This window comes from Paenibacillus sp. Soil750 (assembly GCF_001428045.1).
In the GTDB taxonomy this organism is placed as follows: domain Bacteria; phylum Bacillota; class Bacilli; order Paenibacillales; family NBRC-103111; genus Paenibacillus_E; species Paenibacillus_E allorhizoplanae.
In genome coordinates this window covers 72,212-87,985 of sequence record NZ_LMSD01000001.1, presented here as the reverse complement: position 1 = coordinate 87,985, position 15,774 = coordinate 72,212, and the positions used below count along the sequence as shown (strand labels likewise).

13 protein-coding genes are annotated in these 15,774 nt (G+C 48.3%); 4 read left to right on the top strand and 9 right to left on the bottom strand.

Translation table 11 applies throughout. The annotated features are described in order from the left end of the window. Nucleotides 1–288: 288 nt before the first annotated feature. From helD to arfA, 7 genes are all read right to left on the bottom strand, one after another. Nucleotides 289–2,613 carry an RNA polymerase recycling motor HelD gene (gene helD, locus ASL11_RS00420; RefSeq protein ID WP_056608373.1) on the bottom strand — a complete coding sequence of 775 codons (2,325 nt, stop codon included), beginning with the start codon at nucleotides 2,611–2,613 and terminating at the stop codon, nucleotides 289–291. 38 nt (nucleotides 2,614–2,651) lie between these two features. Continuing rightward, complete coding sequence (locus ASL11_RS00415; RefSeq protein WP_056608370.1) at nucleotides 2,652–3,623, bottom strand: ABC transporter ATP-binding protein; 972 nt, start codon at nucleotides 3,621–3,623, stop codon at nucleotides 2,652–2,654. 32 nt (nucleotides 3,624–3,655) lie between these two features. After that, complete coding sequence (locus ASL11_RS00410) at nucleotides 3,656–4,447, bottom strand: ABC transporter permease (protein ID WP_056608366.1); 792 nt, start codon at nucleotides 4,445–4,447, stop codon at nucleotides 3,656–3,658. Next, a complete protein-coding gene (locus tag ASL11_RS00405; protein WP_056608361.1) occupies nucleotides 4,444–5,220 on the bottom strand; it encodes an ABC transporter permease in 777 nt (258 codons plus the stop codon). Before ASL11_RS00405 ends, ASL11_RS00410 begins: the two co-directional genes overlap by 4 nt. A 457-nt stretch (nucleotides 5,221–5,677) precedes the next feature. Beyond that, a complete protein-coding gene (locus tag ASL11_RS00400; RefSeq protein ID WP_056608358.1) occupies nucleotides 5,678–7,705 on the bottom strand; it encodes an LTA synthase family protein in 2,028 nt (675 codons plus the stop codon). 99 nt (nucleotides 7,706–7,804) lie between these two features. Then, nucleotides 7,805–8,137, bottom strand: a complete 333-nt coding sequence (locus tag ASL11_RS00395) for a c-type cytochrome (RefSeq protein WP_056608354.1) — start codon at nucleotides 8,135–8,137, stop codon at nucleotides 7,805–7,807. 186 nt (nucleotides 8,138–8,323) lie between these two features. After that, nucleotides 8,324–9,835, bottom strand: coding sequence for an arabinosylfuranosidase ArfA (arfA, locus tag ASL11_RS00390; RefSeq protein ID WP_056608351.1), 1,512 nt, complete (start codon nucleotides 9,833–9,835; stop codon nucleotides 8,324–8,326). 167 nt (nucleotides 9,836–10,002) lie between these two features. Here arfA and ASL11_RS00385 point away from each other — a divergent pair, with 167 nt between their 5' ends. After that, the gene (locus ASL11_RS00385) at nucleotides 10,003–10,908 is read left to right on the top strand and encodes an ArsR/SmtB family transcription factor (protein WP_056608347.1); all 906 of its coding nucleotides are present in this window, start codon (nucleotides 10,003–10,005) and stop codon (nucleotides 10,906–10,908) included. A 102-nt stretch (nucleotides 10,909–11,010) separates the two neighbouring features. Here ASL11_RS00385 and ASL11_RS00380 read toward each other — a convergent pair whose 3' ends face one another. Next, nucleotides 11,011–12,408, bottom strand: a complete 1,398-nt coding sequence (locus tag ASL11_RS00380) for an MATE family efflux transporter (RefSeq protein ID WP_056608344.1) — start codon at nucleotides 12,406–12,408, stop codon at nucleotides 11,011–11,013. A gap of 159 nt (nucleotides 12,409–12,567) precedes the next feature. On the opposite strand from ASL11_RS00380, the gene ASL11_RS00375 reads away from it, so the two are divergent. Genes ASL11_RS00375 through ASL11_RS00365 form a run of 3 tightly spaced genes read left to right on the top strand, consistent with a single transcriptional unit; the run spans nucleotide 12,568 to nucleotide 15,445 of the window. After that, on the top strand, nucleotides 12,568–13,458 hold the full coding sequence (locus ASL11_RS00375; protein WP_056608341.1) for a helix-turn-helix transcriptional regulator: 891 nt from the start codon (nucleotides 12,568–12,570) through the stop codon (nucleotides 13,456–13,458). Nucleotides 13,459–13,518: 60 nt separating this feature from the next. Then, a complete protein-coding gene (locus tag ASL11_RS00370; RefSeq protein WP_056608339.1) occupies nucleotides 13,519–14,718 on the top strand; it encodes an MFS transporter in 1,200 nt (399 codons plus the stop codon). Nucleotides 14,719–14,767: 49 nt separating this feature from the next. Then, nucleotides 14,768–15,445, top strand: a complete 678-nt coding sequence (locus tag ASL11_RS00365; protein ID WP_056608336.1) for a TIGR00266 family protein — start codon at nucleotides 14,768–14,770, stop codon at nucleotides 15,443–15,445. Between the two features lie 162 nt (nucleotides 15,446–15,607). Here the strand turns inward: ASL11_RS00365 and ASL11_RS36220 are convergent, their stop codons facing one another. After that, a complete protein-coding gene (locus ASL11_RS36220; protein ID WP_157256754.1) occupies nucleotides 15,608–15,763 on the bottom strand; it encodes a hypothetical protein in 156 nt (51 codons plus the stop codon). Nucleotides 15,764–15,774 lie beyond the last annotated feature (11 nt).

Sequence of the window (15,774 nt, the reverse complement as noted above, 5' to 3'; positions counted from 1 at the left end):
CGTGGAAATGATGGCATCGGCTATCGTTAAGTTCTCCTTCATCTGGAAAATTATGCGTAAAGACGCAACAAAGCCGCCTTCCAAGAGTCGGAAGGCGGCTTATGCGGCCAATTACATTAATAGAATGTTGCCAATATGATAACCAACAAAATGTACAATACTAGTACAACTGCTGTGCTGGAGTATCCAACGTTTGACATGGTTAGTTCCCCCTTCCGCCTGCTATACCTGATCTTGGTTGCTCCATATATTCTATGTTAGGCAGGGCGGATGGGTATGGACGGATGTCTATTTATCGGGAAGAAAAGGGGTTAATTCACCTAGATAACAGACATCCAGATAGTGTAGTGCCCGGGTGCAAGCCGTGTAAAACAGCTTGCGTTCCTTCGCCTCCGCGTAGACAGCCGCCCCGGCGTCGTAGAGAATAACCGCGTCGAACTCGAGCCCTTTGGCGAGGTACGCCGGCAGGATCATCACGCCTGCTTCGTAGTGCAGCGTGTCTTTGCTGATCCGCGCGAGCTCTGGCAGCAGCGGCTTCAAGCGCCCGTGCGCGGACTCCGTCTCGCGCTCGGTCTTGCAGATGATCGCAACGGAGCTTGCGCCGCCGTCGCGTCTCCGTGCCGCCGCCTCTGCGACGAGGCGGATCAGATCTTGCTCGCTTGCTGCGCGCAGCAAGCGAGGTTCTTCGCCGCTGCGGCTGAACGGTTCCACCGGTTCGCCGCCCGGCAAGACCTGACACGCGAATTCGGTGATCTCGCGTGTTGAGCGATAACTCTTAACGAGACGGATCGTCTCCGTCTCGTCTTCCCCCATCAGCTCGCTAATCGAGCTGTAGGATTGTTCTTGCTGCGTGGCGTCTGATCCCCCACCAGCACTGACGAGCTCACTCACATTCGCGTTCGCGTGCGTAAAGATCCCTTGATTCCAATCACCAAGCAGCGTAAAGCGTGCGCGAGGGAACATCTTTTTCAAATAGGCATAGTGAAACGGTGAATAATCCTGCGCTTCATCAACGAGGCAGTAGCGGATCGTGCCCACGCGCAGCTGTCCCTCGACTAGTCCTTTGAGATACACAAGCGGGGTCGCGTCCTCGTAGCGTAAATGACCTTGCGTGAGCGCCTCCACCGTGAAATCACTGATCGTCACCCATGCTTCAGGCAGGGGCTGACCCGCACGTTTCACCAGTTCCTGTTGAAGGCTCGTATCCGAAAACAAGGCTTGGTACATGCCGAGCACGTCGACATAGGCTAATTTCTGTGCTTTTTCGCGGAGCGGCGTAATCGCTTTGTGCGCTTTGACTCTGCTCATTTTCTTCATTTCGGGCTCTGAGCCCATGTATTTCGGCTCACGCACAAGCTTGCGATAAAACCGCTTCTGCACATCCGCTTGAAACACGTCCAGCTGTTCCAATATCCATTCTGACAGCTGCTCCATGCGCTCACCGATAGCAAGAATCGAAGACTTACCGTAGAATCGTTCGCTCAACTCCTCTGCGGTGATCAACACCTTCTTACCCACAGCCAAGTCAACGAATCGGATCCCGTCTTCTTTGAGCTTATCCCCATAGGCTTCAATCACACTTAAGAAAGCCTCGGAAGTCTTGTAGGTAATGCTCTGCAATCGTGCAGCGTACAAAGGATCCTGTTCGGTACCTGTCAAAATAAATTCGAGCTGATCATACGGATCTTCCAGTTTCAGTCCGGTATCCGTTAATTTATGTGTTAAATAATCTTGGAAGGTCGTTTGTTGCATGGTCGCTTCCCCCAGCTCTGGCAGAACGCGAGAAACGTAATCGCTGAACAGCGAGTTCGGCGAAAAGAGGATCATATTATCGGCACTAAGTGTCGTCCGATACTTATAGAGCAAATACGCGATGCGCTGCAGCGCAACGGACGTTTTACCGCTGCCCGCCGCGCCTTGGACGACCAGCACCTTGTGATGATCATCACGGATAATCTGATTCTGTTCACGCTGAATCGTGGTCACGATGGAGCTCATCTTCTCATCCGCGCTGCGGCTGAGCATCTTCTGCAACATCTCATCACCGATCGAGATGCCCGTATCGAACACATCCTGCAGCTCGCCGGCTTTGATGATATATTGGCGCTTGAGCCATAGCTCGCCGCTTACATCCATCTCTGGTGTACGGTAGGTCGCTGGACCCGGCGGATAGTCATAGAACAAGCTTGCGATCGGCGCCCGCCAGTCATAGATGAGAATTTCATCTGTTTTGCTATCGATGAAAGACGTCAAACCGATATAGATTTTCTCCCGCTCCTGCTCGCCCTTCTCTTGAAAATCTATCCTGCTGAAATAAGGCGCATCGACCACACGCTCTAGCTTACGCAGAGCATCCTGCGCTAGCCGGTAGCTGCGCTCCTGCCCTTGCAGCACATGCTCCTGCTGAGCCATACTCGCAGCCGTTTCAATCAAATCATCGTCATTGTCGGCATTGACGGAAATATCGTCCCAGAAGCTACGGCCAATCGCCGTCGCTTCCGATCTCCGGTCATCTACCGTTTGGCGCAGTTCTATAATACGCCGCTGAATATTAGATCGCACCACAGAGACGCGCTGCGCTTCCTTCTCTCGTTCTTCATTCCCTATCGCCATGGTTTCAGTTCCACTCCACTCCCAGTGATTTCTATATTTTAAAGATACACGTTCTGAATGACTTCTTCAAATTCCGGTTCTTCCATATGTACATCATCCATATCGCCCCAACTGCTCACAATCCGTAGAACGTCCATCGCCTTCAGCTCTTGTCGGTTGCAAGCAATCGTCAGCCTGTTCGATTCTTGCGCGATCAAACGAAACGGCAGCTCCCAGCTATCCGGCACTTGAATCGCACCCCGATAGGACACCTTCATCATCGTAGGTAGCCCAATACGATCTCTCAGCTCGTCTATGGAACCATCATAGCCAATTTGCCCATGATTAATGACAATAACTCTTGGGCAAAGCTGCTCAATATCGTCCATGTCATGCGTCGTTAACAAGATCGTTTTCCCGAAATCCCGATTCAGTGTCTGTAGGAAACCGCGGATATTTCTTTTGGCTACCACATCCAGGCCGATCGTAGGCTCATCCAAAAACAAAATATCCGGATCATGCAGCATCGAAGCTGCCAAATCGGCTCGCATTCGCTGTCCGAGGGAGAGTTTGCGAACGGGCGTATCTAGAATTTCTTTTAAATCGAGCAGCTCCGTCAATTCACCTAATCGTCTGTGCGCATCTGCCGCTTCTACGCGATACATCGCGAGGAGGATTTCGTAGGAATCCTTCACAGGGAGATCCCACCATAGCTGGCTTCGTTGTCCAAAGACAACACCAAGCTGTCTAACGACCTGCTTCCGTTGTTTCTGCGGGCTTTTCCCATGAATCAAAACCTCACCAAAGGTGGGGTGCAGGATGCCTGTGAGCATTTTGATCGTCGTCGACTTCCCCGCCCCATTAGGACCAATATACCCGACGAACTCCCCGGTCTCAATCTCGAAGCTCACATCGCGCACGGCTTCTTTCTCTTTGTACGCCCTAGAGAATAAGGTTCGGATTCCCGAGAACTTCCCCTCTTGGATGACGGGGGATTGAAAGGTTTTGCGTAAATGCTTGACCGTTATCATTAGGGCCTTGCCCTCCCTTTTGGTTAATATGATTAACTACCTGTACTTTGATAGCGAGAAAGTCCTAGCTTCCAGAATCGCATGGCTAGCCAAAGCACAACTACAGCGACTATTAATGTGCCTAACAACATGCCCACGCCACCTTCATTCCTCAATACATAGAGAGCAGGGATGTAGTTGACGAAGCCTACTGGAACGAGTACTAGCAGCGCGCCTTGCAACCATTTGGGATAGATGCTAAGCGGATAGCGGGCTGCTGTTTGGGAGGCGTCCTCGGTCATATTTTGCAAAGACTCAATACGTGTGAGCCAGAAACCTGCAGCCGCCGTCGCCAGCCCAATGGCGAATAAAATCACAGCACCAGTGAGGATGATAAACCCCGTTAATGGTATAGCGATCCAGCCGATTTGCCCGCTCCCGATAAGCGCTTTCATTGAAATGATCAACAGGATCAAACCTTGACCGATTTCGGCAATGAGAATCCTTGAATTTTGGGTCATTAAAGCAAGCAACACAGGGACAGGACGAATCAGAATCGCATCCAGATCGCCGGACACGAGATATTTCTCTAGATGGTGTACATCGGAGGCGAGCGTGCGATAAATCGCTTTGGAAATCATCATCACCCCATACAAGTAACTCACCTCATACAGTGTCCAGCCATGAATTTGGCCAAACTTCATCATCACCAGCGCCACCATCATGAATTCAGAGATTTGAATGAACGAAGACATGAGAGTCGAGAACACAAAATTAAACTTATACTGCATGCGACTTCGGAAACTTGCCCTAATGAGCAGCATAAACAGCCGAATCGAGATCATCCGCCCTGCACCTCCAGCTTCTTGCGAACCACCTGGGTAACGGCCAAGCAGACACAAGTAAACCCGATGCCCCATAGAATTGCGCCTAGCACAACAGTGCCGTGTTCAAGTCCAAGGTAGATTCGAGTTGGGTAATAGAGTAAATAGGGATATGGTGTGTACAAGCTAATGGTCCGAAGCCAGCCTGGCAGCCATTCCACAGGGATAAAAAAGCCAGATAACAGCATAGCGAACGAATAGTTAACCCAGTAAAACCAACGGGATTCCGTCGTCCATAGGGCGGCTACACCAATTAAGTAATTCAAGCAGATGGAAATATAAGAGGCCGTGACGAGTGAGAGAGCTGTCCATCCATACACCGAGGCGATCTGTGGAAGCTGTAAGGAGAAGATGAAGACATAGAGGACATAAATCGGAATGCTTTTATATAAAAATTGGTACCACACTTGACCCCATTCACGGCTCATCGCTTGGTAAAATAAATGTACAGGCCGCATCAGATCGACCGCTATTTGACCCGTCCTGACCGATTGCTCGAGCCCGAGTCCATTCGTCGTAAACTGTGTAATCCACAGAATTGCCTGGTTAAAAGCAATGTAACTTACGATGCCTTTGGCACCGTATTCGCCTAGCGATGCATCGCTGCCTAAGCTGGTCCAGATACTGGCATAAATAAAGCCGAACACCGCACTCACTGCATTATGCAGCAGATGCGAGCCACGATACTGCAAGTTCCTTGCGTACGCCTTGCGCGCCAAAACCGCGAAAAGCATAAAACACCTCCTGTTTTGTCATTCAAGATCCGTTTGACTTTTCGATTTTCGTGCAGTCACCGCGTAGAGACGGAATCTCATATTACCAAAATAACCCTGCCCCTGGCAACCATTATTTCTTGCGGGGGTTTTGGTGGTTCCTCCCCCATCACCCCCACTTGATTAACTGTAAAAACTACAGTTAATTCAACCACTTTTCCCTCTATCGAGAGAATAACTGGATTTCCTGTAGCTAATTTCGCTAGATTCTGCTGAAACGGATGATAATGGGATAATTAACTGTACAGTTTCCATCTAATTTGTTAATTAATTCCTTTTCCACGGAAATAGAAGGAGGTTTTCCAGTTAATATAGCGCGAACGCCAAGTAGTGCGGGGGTATTTCTAATTGTTAGGTTGACTTAATCGCACAAAAAAGCCGCCTCCCAAGTTACACTTGAGAGACGGCCTAATATTCACTACTGCGCACTTGCCGGCTTTGCGTCCTGGCTGCCTTGCGCTTCAGACTGAGGAGCAGCGCCAGGAACACCAAATTCAGCATTGTAGTCTGTTTGTGTACCTTTGGTCAAATAATCATGATCCAAATAAGTGGCCAGATACTGTTTACCGAACATCAAGTCATACTGCACATTCCGATAATCGGCGATGAGAGGTGCCGCGGATTCCGGAACCGTTGCATGCAGCTGTCCATCTTGATCGACAATCAAATTGCTAAGAAGCCCTGGTACCTGCCCCGCCAACTCGGCATTCAAAGCGAAATTCGCTGGCTTTTCCATATGAAGCATATCCAGAACATGTGCCCCTAAGAAAGAATCACTCAATATCGGAATGTCTTGCTTTGGCATATCGAAATTGGACCATGTTACAAGTGGGATGCTGTGCATCTTTTTGATCTCTTCCAACGACCATTTGTTAGCATCACTTGTTGAGATAAAGCCTGCTTCTTTATATACCTGATAATCCATGCCAAGCATCGGCAAATGGTCACCATAGAAGACGATCATCGTTGGTTCATCTGAATCCTTGAAATGATCAATCATCATTTGCAAGCTTTGGTCCGCATCATGCGCACCTTGTGTGTACGTTTCTAGGATGCTTTTGGCTTGTGCCGTAAGATTACCTGTAGCTTTGAACTGATTTTCCCCATAACGTGGATCATCATAAGGTCCATGATTTTGCATTGTTACGGTATAGATAAACATCGGATTTTCTGTTTTATCTACTTCACTAATCACGTTTCTTGCAACCTCGGCATCGGAGATGAAGTAACCTTTCGTTTCCGGATTGTCGAAGTGTTCACTACTCTTAAAGGATTCAAAACCAAGTTGCTTATAAACGTTGTTCCGATCCCAGAACCATCCTTCATACGAGTGAATCCCCATGCTCTTGTACCCTTTATCAGCAAAATAGCTAGCCAAACTTGGAACTGGCTTAGAGATATACTGCTGATACGGAATGGATCCACCAGGCAAGAAGCTCATCGAGTTCCCAGTCAATACTTCAAATTCCACGTTGCTCGTACCGCCACCATATTGTGGAGACAGCAAATAACCAGAACTAGACTCCTGCTGCAAACGGTGAATTGTCGGAAGTGGGTCTTCGCTGAACGTTACATTCTCTAGTAGGGTAGGATCCCAGAATGCTTCGCTCATGACGAAAATAACATTGGGCTGCTTCCCGTCAGCAAGAGTAGCTTTCGCTTTACGGACGCCTGTATCCTGTTGCACAGAAGCAGCTTGCACAGTAGCTTGTTGAATATTGGATGCTGCCGCAGCCAGTGCTTGCTCACTGTAGGTATCCGGCTTCTGTACGATCGAGTTCTTCACATTGAGTGTGAAGGCAAGCGTGAGACCATTGTTTGCGTAGTTTTGCTGCTGATCCCAAACAATCTCATTGACACCTGCGTGGTCTAAGATTTTACCAGCTAACGGTGTTTTGATCCCAAATGCATACAAGGCATAGAGCGAAAAAAGCCCTAAACCGATTCGAGCGATAACAGGTATGGTAACACGCGGGATCACCCATCGAAGCGCAAGAACGATGAGAATCATAGCTGCAACAGCACATATTCGAATTAAAGCAGCTTTACCCGTTACTAATGAAGCAATGTCCATACTCTCTTTGTTCAGCAATATATCCCAAGGGAAGAACGGCTCCCCGATCATTTTCACTTTCATATACGAGATAATTGCCATCAGACCCAGTATTAAGGTCGTAATGGAGCCAGAAATTGCCAAAGACCCTACAAGGGCATAAATGAAGGCCAACAGACAGAAGGTTAACCCTACATTTAACATAAATAATGGTTGATTACCTGTAATCCACTGCATGGTTTCAGATAAATTACCACGTTCAAGAAATTCCATACCAACAACAGACAGAATAGGTAAACCGATCATAAATAAAACAAGTGAAATCGATGCTCCCAGACGACTTGAGCTTTTTTTACTCGAAAGACGCTTCCGGGGCTTCAAATTCAAGTGCATCTTACATCACTCTCCTCATGCCCCTAATTGTAAATGTCAATTGTGAAGGAATTATGTAGCTAACCTTAAGGGAACCTTAATACTTCCAGTTCCTGTAAATTACTTCAAACCAGACAGCCAAGCTGCAAGTGCTTTCAATTCCTCTTCCTTCATCGTGACCTGAAACGGCGGCATCCCGCCCCCACCCTTTTGTATCCGTTTTACAATTTCAGCTTCCGTGAGGCGTTCTCCCACTTTTTGAATATTGGGGCCTTGTCCACCTTGTAATTGATTACCATGACAAGAGATACAATAATTTTGATACAGCTTTGGAACGTCTACATTCGCAGAAACACTCGCACTCGGTGTCTCCGATGGTTTATTTCCACAAGCCGTTAAGCTTAATGCTGCAATCAGCAAGCAGCCACCAACTAGGCCTACTCTCGTTTTCATGTGCGCAAACTCCTTCAATCTCTTTTCTCCCATCATACCAGAGCGTGGATTGGAAAAGAAAGAAGAGCCGCGAGGACCGTCACATAAGCAGCCTCGATTTCTCTACCAATCAAGGCTTCTCATATGATTATTATGGTCCAAATCGCGGCTTTTTATAGGTGTGTATCTTGAATTTACCTGATATTTTTACACCAGTTTAAGACGAATCACATTCCAAGAAGCCTTACCAAGAACAGCCTCAATTTGTCCATTCGTCGAGATCGTCGCATTCCCTGCCGAATGTGGCTTCACACGATCTGGCACTTCCAACGTATTCGAAGCCTTGAGATCCTCATGCTCCAATACGATATGTTCCTTGATTTGGAAGCCGCCGAAGCTGCGAAGGTCCATTTCTAAAGGGAGTGCTTCAGCCAAATGACGATTCACTGCGAAAATAGTCAGCTCCGATGCTTCCTCATTGTGCACGGCAACGGCCTCAAGATAAGGTACGTCCGTGTAGTCCTTCGCGTCATACTTCGGAGACTTAATGAGCGGTACGAGAACCGTTCCACGGCCGAACACACTTGCATGCAAATAAGGGTAGTAAATCGTTTGCTTCCACGCGGCACCGCCATTCGCGGTCATAATTGGAGCTATCACATTAACCAATTGAGCCAAGCAAGCCATTTTGACACGATCCGCACGTTTCAGCATGGAAATTAGCATACAGCCAACAAGAAGCGCATCTTCATGATTATAGATGTCCTCCAGCTGTGGCGGTGCAATGGACCAAGGCTCGATTTTACGATCAGAATCATTGGAGTGATACCACACATTCCATTCATCGAAGGAAAGATTGATCTTCTTCTTGCCGCGCTTTTTGGCCTGAACGTAGTCAGCCGTAGCAATCACGGTATGAATGAAGCTGTCCATGCCTAGGGATTGCGCTAGGAAATTCGCAGAATCTTGATCGCGGTTGCCATAGTACTGGTGGAGTGAAATATAATCAACATGATCATACGTATGTTCGAGAACCGTTGCTTCCCAATCTGGGAAGGTAGGCATGAGCAAGCCCGAACTGCCGCAAGCGACAAGTTCGATCGAAGGGTCGACCCACTTCATCACTTTCGCTGTCTCACAGGCGATGCGGCCATATTCCACTGCCGTCTTAGTTCCGGTTTGCCACGGGCCATCCATTTCGTTGCCTAAGCACCACGTTTTGATGTTATGCGGTGTGCGGTAGCCATGAGAAATTCGCAAATCGCTCCAATAAGTACCGCCAGTGATGTTGCTGTATTCAATGATATCCCTTGCCTCTTCAGGACCGCGAGTTCCTAGATTCACAGCCATCATGGCATCCGTGTTTGCTTTGCGGCACCAGTCCATAAACTCATTAAGGCCGATCAAATTCGGCTCGATCGTGCGCCAAGCAAGGTCAAGACGTCTTTTACGCTGATCCACAGGTCCGATGGCATCCTCCCAGTTATAACCCGATACAAAGTTCCCACCGGGATAACGAACAATCGGCACATTCAGACCTTTAACTAACTCCAGCACATCTCCGCGAAACCCTTGTTCATCTGCTTGTGGGTGTCCAGGCTCATAAATCCCACCATACACGGCACGTCCCAAATGCTCAATAAAGGAACCATACAACCGTGGATCAACTTCTCCTACTTTAAAATCCTTGTCAATAATCATGCTTGCTTTCATAGACATTTAGCTCACCTCATCGTATAATTAATAAAAATATAAATTAGTTAATATAATTATTATGTATAGCTCATATTAAACAACAAAAAAGGATGAAGATCAAGACCTTTCACCCGTTTTTGTTGCATTCATATTTATGTTAATCAGAGGATACGAAAGTAGGCGTTGAAGATATGATTCACACGACAACAGACCGCAAATGGCTCCCCCTTTATGAAGCGTTGGCTAGCGATGTGCGGCTGCACATTTTGGAATTATTGGCTGAGGAAGAGATGAATGTGAAGGATTTGGCGCAGCGTCTTTCCCTAAGCAGTGCGATCGTGACGATGCATGTCAAAAAGTTAGAGACTGGCGGTCTTATTCATACGAAGCTCGTTCGTAAGCAAGGGGGTACGCACAAAATATGTACATTGGCGCTCTCGCACATCGATATTCAACTCCCACAATCCACAGAACAACAACGATTATTCAATGAAGTATCTGTTCCAGTAGGCCACTATACTCGCTATGAAGTCCATCCTACCTGCGGTTTAGCTTCAACTGAGCGATTAATTGGTCAGTTTGATGACCCCCGATTTTTCTTCGAGCCAGAGCGCATGCATGCCAAAATCCTTTGGTTCGCCAAGGGCTTCGTTGAATATCGGGTCCCCAACTATATGCTTCCCGGTCAGACTTTGGAGGAAATCGAAATCTCGCTAGAAATCGGCTCTGAGGCACCGGGTATCGCAGCCAATTGGCCGTCCGATATTCACTTTTATGTCAATGATACACTGCTCGGCTATTGGACAAGTCCAGGCGATTCCGGCGCAGGCCGCGGTCTTCTTACCCCATCTTGGTGGTCGGACTATACGAATCAGTATGGTTGGTTGAAGGTACTTCGTATCACCGAAGAGGGGACATTTCTCGATGGACAACTGCTTTCCACCGTTACAATTCAAGACCTTCCCCTCTCACGCAACGAGTGGACCTTACGATTAGAAGTACCCGATCACGCCGAGCATGTCGGTGGATTGACGTTGTATGGGGAAGGCTTCGGCAACTACAATCAGGATATTCGGTTTCGCACATACCGGAGGTAAATGGCGAATAACTGAGCATACGAAAAGGGGAACAAAGTGACACCCATCACTCTTGCTCCCCTTCCTAAACTCGGCATAATCGGACTCCATTACTGGATTGGTTTAAGCACTATGAACATTGCGAACTTTTCCATCAGTAGCTCTTAGTGGGTCAATGCTATTCGACCGTCCTTCTGCCAAACGCAGATACTTCTTTCGCCGCCAGCGGATAGCCACCAGAATACCACGAAGATACTCATCGCACATCATCGCTATGTAAATACCGGTTAGCCCTAAACCGTAATGTAAACCCAGCACATAGGAGAGACCCGCAGCAACGCCCCACATCGAGAACAGCGAAATCACCATATTAAAACGGGTATCACCAATCGCATTGAGTGCATTACCAAAGCCCATATTGATCATTCGGCCTGGCTGCAGTACCGCTGTTAGCACTAAACAAGAAAGGGCTAGCTCAATGATCGCTTTGTCTGAACTGAAGAAGCCTAAGAAGCTTTTCCCGATGATCAAAAGAAGAATGCTGTTACACATAACTAATCCCAGCCCAATCCACGTGCCGCGGTAGCCTGCTTTGTACGCCGCCTGCGTTTGCCCAGAACCGAATAGATGCGCAATCTGGATTTGTGCGGATAACGCAATCGAATAACCTAACATGAAGCAGATGGATTCTAGTGTATTCATATACGTTCTAGCGGCCAAAGCTGCAGCACCCATCGTTGCCAAAAAACTATAAATCGCGAGCTGCGACAACACCCAAGACGACATATTGACGCCGAGCGGCCAGCCAATTCGGATAATCTCACTAAACAGCTTCCGGTTAAAAACGCCAAGATCACGCCATCTAATTCTTCGCTCAAAGATCGAAACAAACATGTAGAGAAGCAAACAAGTCGCAAGTAACCGACTCAGTAACGTTGAGATCGCAACCCCCGTTAAGCCTAGCTGTGGAAATCCGAAAGCACCATTGATCCAAGCGTAGTTCAACATAACATGGATCACATTCATCCCGATCGCGATAATCATCGGTCCCTTCGTGTTTCCCGTATTCCGAATCGCCGTGCTGAGTGTAGCTGTTAATGCCGTCAATACCATGCCACTGCCAACAATTGAAATATAGGTATGTGCCAGCGGGATTAACCTCTCTTCTAATTGAAACAGCCTCGCAAGTGGAACTGCCTCTACGTACAGGATCACACTGAGAATCGCACCAATGAGTCCGCTTATCGTAACTGCCATAATTCCGACTGTTCGTGCAGATTCCTGCTGCTTAGCCCCAATTTTCTGCGCTATGAGAATACCTGCACCACTTGCCACGGTCATGAATAAAATCATAACCGCTTGAAAGATCTGGTTCGCTAAGCCAACTACCGCAACCGCATCGTCTGAAACGCGGCTTACCATGAGCGTATCAACAGCTCCCAAAAGCAGTTGCAGCAGTAATTCTACGAATATAGGCCATGCTAGGAACCATAACGAATATTTATTTTTCTCAGCCTTCATGTACACGCCACCATCCAGTATGATTCTCTATTTATTATGAAAAATGAAACTTTGTAGTCAGTTCAAATTATAGCTGTTATAGTTGAGTTCATGTATCAACATCGCAACTGAAACTTATACAATTCCAACTTTTATGATGGATTAAAGCAGGTGACTTTCATGGCATTTCTTGAGATCACAATCCCTCCTCTGCCCCACTATATCACGAGTGGATTGAACGCTATTCCGAAGGGAGGGCAGCACCCCAGTCGTAGCAACATCCAAGTATTTGATCTTCTTATCACCATTTCCGGCTGCTTCTACATCGGTGAGGATGATGCCAGATTCGAGGTTGGGTCAGGACAAGCCGTCATTTTGCGGCCTGACCGTTATCATTTCGCGACACAGGTATGCTCCGAGATAACTCACACCTATTGGCTGCATTTTCATGTAGGCGGTGCATGGGAGTTGATTAATCCTGCTGCCGTTGCTCCTGTCTCCTTGGAGGATCCAGCTCCGGAAGAAGCTGCGGTAGAAGCTTTCGCCGTGGAACCCTTCACGATGCGTATTCCGCAATTTACGACGCTGCAGCACCCTGAGAAAATGTATGAGATCTTCGACCAGCTTTTGCAGCTTCAGCCTCGTGCGCATGTGAGCAGTGTTCGTTTTGCTCAACAACAGCTATTCCAAGAAATCCTGCATCAGCTTGCCGCGTCTGGTGAAACGGATCATGCCTCTGCCTCCAGAGCCTGCGCTGAGAAAGCGGCCTCGTACCTAAGGCAGCATTTTCGTGAATCAGTTTCTGCTAAACAGTTGGGGGACGAGCTCAATTTCCATCCTGTATACATAGCTCGCTGTATGCAAAAAGAGTACGGCTGCTCCCCTATCACCTACCTCCTGAAATTGAGAGTGGGACACGCCAAGTTGTTGCTCTTGCAAACGGAATTACCCATTGCTCATATTGCCCAGGAAGTTGGTTTTGAGCAGGCTGCTTATTTCGCCGCTAGCTTTACCAAGCTGGAAGGGATGTCGCCTCGCAGCTATCGGCAGCAGTTTTCACAAGGGATCTAGATGCTTGGGGATCGATCCATTTATGCTATACTGAGAAAAAAAGGATAAGGAGTCCTCATCATGGCAACCCCCTTACATTGGAAAAAGTCATTATGGATACTCTGGGGCGCGAACTTCTCCATTACGTGTGGCATGAATCTGGTTCTTCCTTTCTTACCTCTCTATATCGGGGAGTTAGGTGTTCATGACCTTGATGATATTGTCCGTTGGACAGGCTGGATCGTGGCTGCCCAATTCATCACTTCCTTTTTGACCCAGCCGCTATGGGGAGCCATTGCAGATCGACGCGGGCGCAAAATCATGCTGCTTCGCGCCGGATTCGGGATGGCTATCGTAACAGCACTTATGGGCATCGTCACATCGCCCTGGCAGCTATTATCGCTGAGGTTGCTGAACGGATTCTTCTCCGGCTTCATCTCGATGGCGGTTTCGTTACAAGCCTCTCTGACACCGCGCGAGCATTCAGGGAAGTCGCTTGGAACGCTGCAAACTGGCGCTATTGCAGGCACACTCATCGGCCCATTAATTGGCGGCGTGCTGGCAAGCTTTCTCGGGTACCACCATGTGTTCTTCTTCACAGGCGGACTCATGCTATGCGCTAGTCTCATCGTCATGGTGTTCATCAAGGAGGAACGGAAGCCCGCTTCAGACAAAAAGGTTAAACAGAAGACACAGTGGCGCTTGTTTCGCCCCTTATTGCCTGTTTTTGCCGCATCGCTGATCACTCAGATCGGAATGATGAGCATCGAACCGATCGTAACGGTGTATGCCAAGACCTTATACACAGGGGCGCACTTGGCTTTTTTTGCCGGACTTATCGTCGCGATTACCGGTATCGCCAATTTATTCGGAGCTCCTACATTGGGAAGGCTAGGTGACCGAATCGGTCAACGTATGACGCTGGTCATTGCCCTCGTTATGGCGGCAGTCGCCTTTATCCCGCAGGCTTTTGCCACTAATATCACGATGCTGTTGGTCGGTAGATTCCTGCTCGGGCTGTTCATCGGTGGCATGATTCCTTCGTTGAACGCACTGGTCATGAAGCTTGCAGCTCCAGAGATTCAAGGCACTGCTTACGGATTCAATACGTCCTCACTATTCCTTGGCAATCTAATCGGCCCCCTGCTCGGCAGTCATTTGGCAGCTGAGTACGGCTTCACATCCGTGTTCTATGTCACGATGAGTATTTTGCTAATCTGCGCGGTGTTCGTGTTTGCGAATCGCAGCTTGGATGCAACCATTCGGCCCAAAGAGGCGTAGAGAAATAAGGGTATTTGATCATCTACAATAATTAAAATGGAGGGTTACGATGAAACACGAAATTTTATATAAAGGTGCATTTCCTATGCTGCGCGTGCAGCTTGAAGCTGGTGAGAACATTAAAGCAGAAGCCGGTGCGATGGTCTCCATGTCCCCGAATATCGAGCTCAAAGGAACGGTGGATGGCGGGATCATGAAGGGACTCGGCCGCATGCTCAGCGGAGAGAAGTTCTTCTTTCAAGAATTGACCCCCAATCGTGGATCTGGTGAAGTCCTGCTCGCCCCTGCCGTGATCGGCGACATTGAGGCCGTCGAACTAGACGGTTCGTATAAGCTCTATGTGCAGAAGGACGGCTTCCTTGCCGGCACCTCCGGTATCCAGGTGAATACGAAGATGCAGAATCTAATGAGCGGCTTCATGTCCGGCGAAGGTTTCTTTATCGTGGAGATCAGCGGTAGAGGCACTGTGTTCCTTTCTTCTTATGGCGCGATTCATGCGGTTAACTTAAAACCAGGCGAGGAAGTGCTCATCGATAACGGACACCTTGTTGCTTGGCCGGATTATACGCAGTATACGATTGAAAAGGCCGCAAAAGGCTGGATTTCCAGCCTTACCAGTGGTGAAGGCGTCGTCTGCCGCTTCCGCGGCGAAGGCGTCGTGCTCATTCAAACGCGGAATCCGAAGAGCTTCGGCGGTTGGATTAAGCAGTTGCTGCCGGGCAGATAGGCAGCTGTTTTCAAAGAATGGAAAAGGAGCTAAGCATGTTATTTGCGCTTAGCTCCTTTGTCTTTTTGCGGGATACCTTCAGGTATCCTACATTCTAGCTTCAGCGGGGGCGACATCGGCCACTTACGAATGCCATACCCTCTGTAACGGTGAAAAACACCGTTACAGCGCCGAAACAGGCCAGTTTCCAACCATCTTCCCGCTGTAACAGTGAAAAACACCGTTACGTTGCTGAAACAGGCCAGTCTCCAACCATCTCCCCGCTGTAACGGTGAAAAACACCGTTACAGCCCCGAAACAGGCCAGTTTTCGGGACACCCTTCCTTCTG

Coding starts and splice junctions, on each gene's coding strand:
- helD (WP_056608373.1), bottom strand. CDS start 2,613: ATGGCGATAGGGAATGAAGAACGAGAGAAGGAAGCGCAGCGCGTCTCT.
- ASL11_RS00415 (WP_056608370.1), bottom strand. CDS start 3,623: ATGATAACGGTCAAGCATTTACGCAAAACCTTTCAATCCCCCGTCATC.
- ASL11_RS00410 (WP_056608366.1), bottom strand. CDS start 4,447: ATGATCTCGATTCGGCTGTTTATGCTGCTCATTAGGGCAAGTTTCCGA.
- ASL11_RS00405 (WP_056608361.1), bottom strand. CDS start 5,220: ATGCTTTTCGCGGTTTTGGCGCGCAAGGCGTACGCAAGGAACTTGCAG.
- ASL11_RS00400 (WP_056608358.1), bottom strand. CDS start 7,705: ATGCACTTGAATTTGAAGCCCCGGAAGCGTCTTTCGAGTAAAAAAAGC.
- ASL11_RS00395 (WP_056608354.1), bottom strand. CDS start 8,137: ATGAAAACGAGAGTAGGCCTAGTTGGTGGCTGCTTGCTGATTGCAGCA.
- arfA (WP_056608351.1), bottom strand. CDS start 9,835: ATGTCTATGAAAGCAAGCATGATTATTGACAAGGATTTTAAAGTAGGA.
- ASL11_RS00385 (WP_056608347.1), top strand. CDS start 10,003: ATGATTCACACGACAACAGACCGCAAATGGCTCCCCCTTTATGAAGCG.
- ASL11_RS00380 (WP_056608344.1), bottom strand. CDS start 12,408: ATGAAGGCTGAGAAAAATAAATATTCGTTATGGTTCCTAGCATGGCCT.
- ASL11_RS00375 (WP_056608341.1), top strand. CDS start 12,568: ATGGCATTTCTTGAGATCACAATCCCTCCTCTGCCCCACTATATCACG.
- ASL11_RS00370 (WP_056608339.1), top strand. CDS start 13,519: ATGGCAACCCCCTTACATTGGAAAAAGTCATTATGGATACTCTGGGGC.
- ASL11_RS00365 (WP_056608336.1), top strand. CDS start 14,768: ATGAAACACGAAATTTTATATAAAGGTGCATTTCCTATGCTGCGCGTG.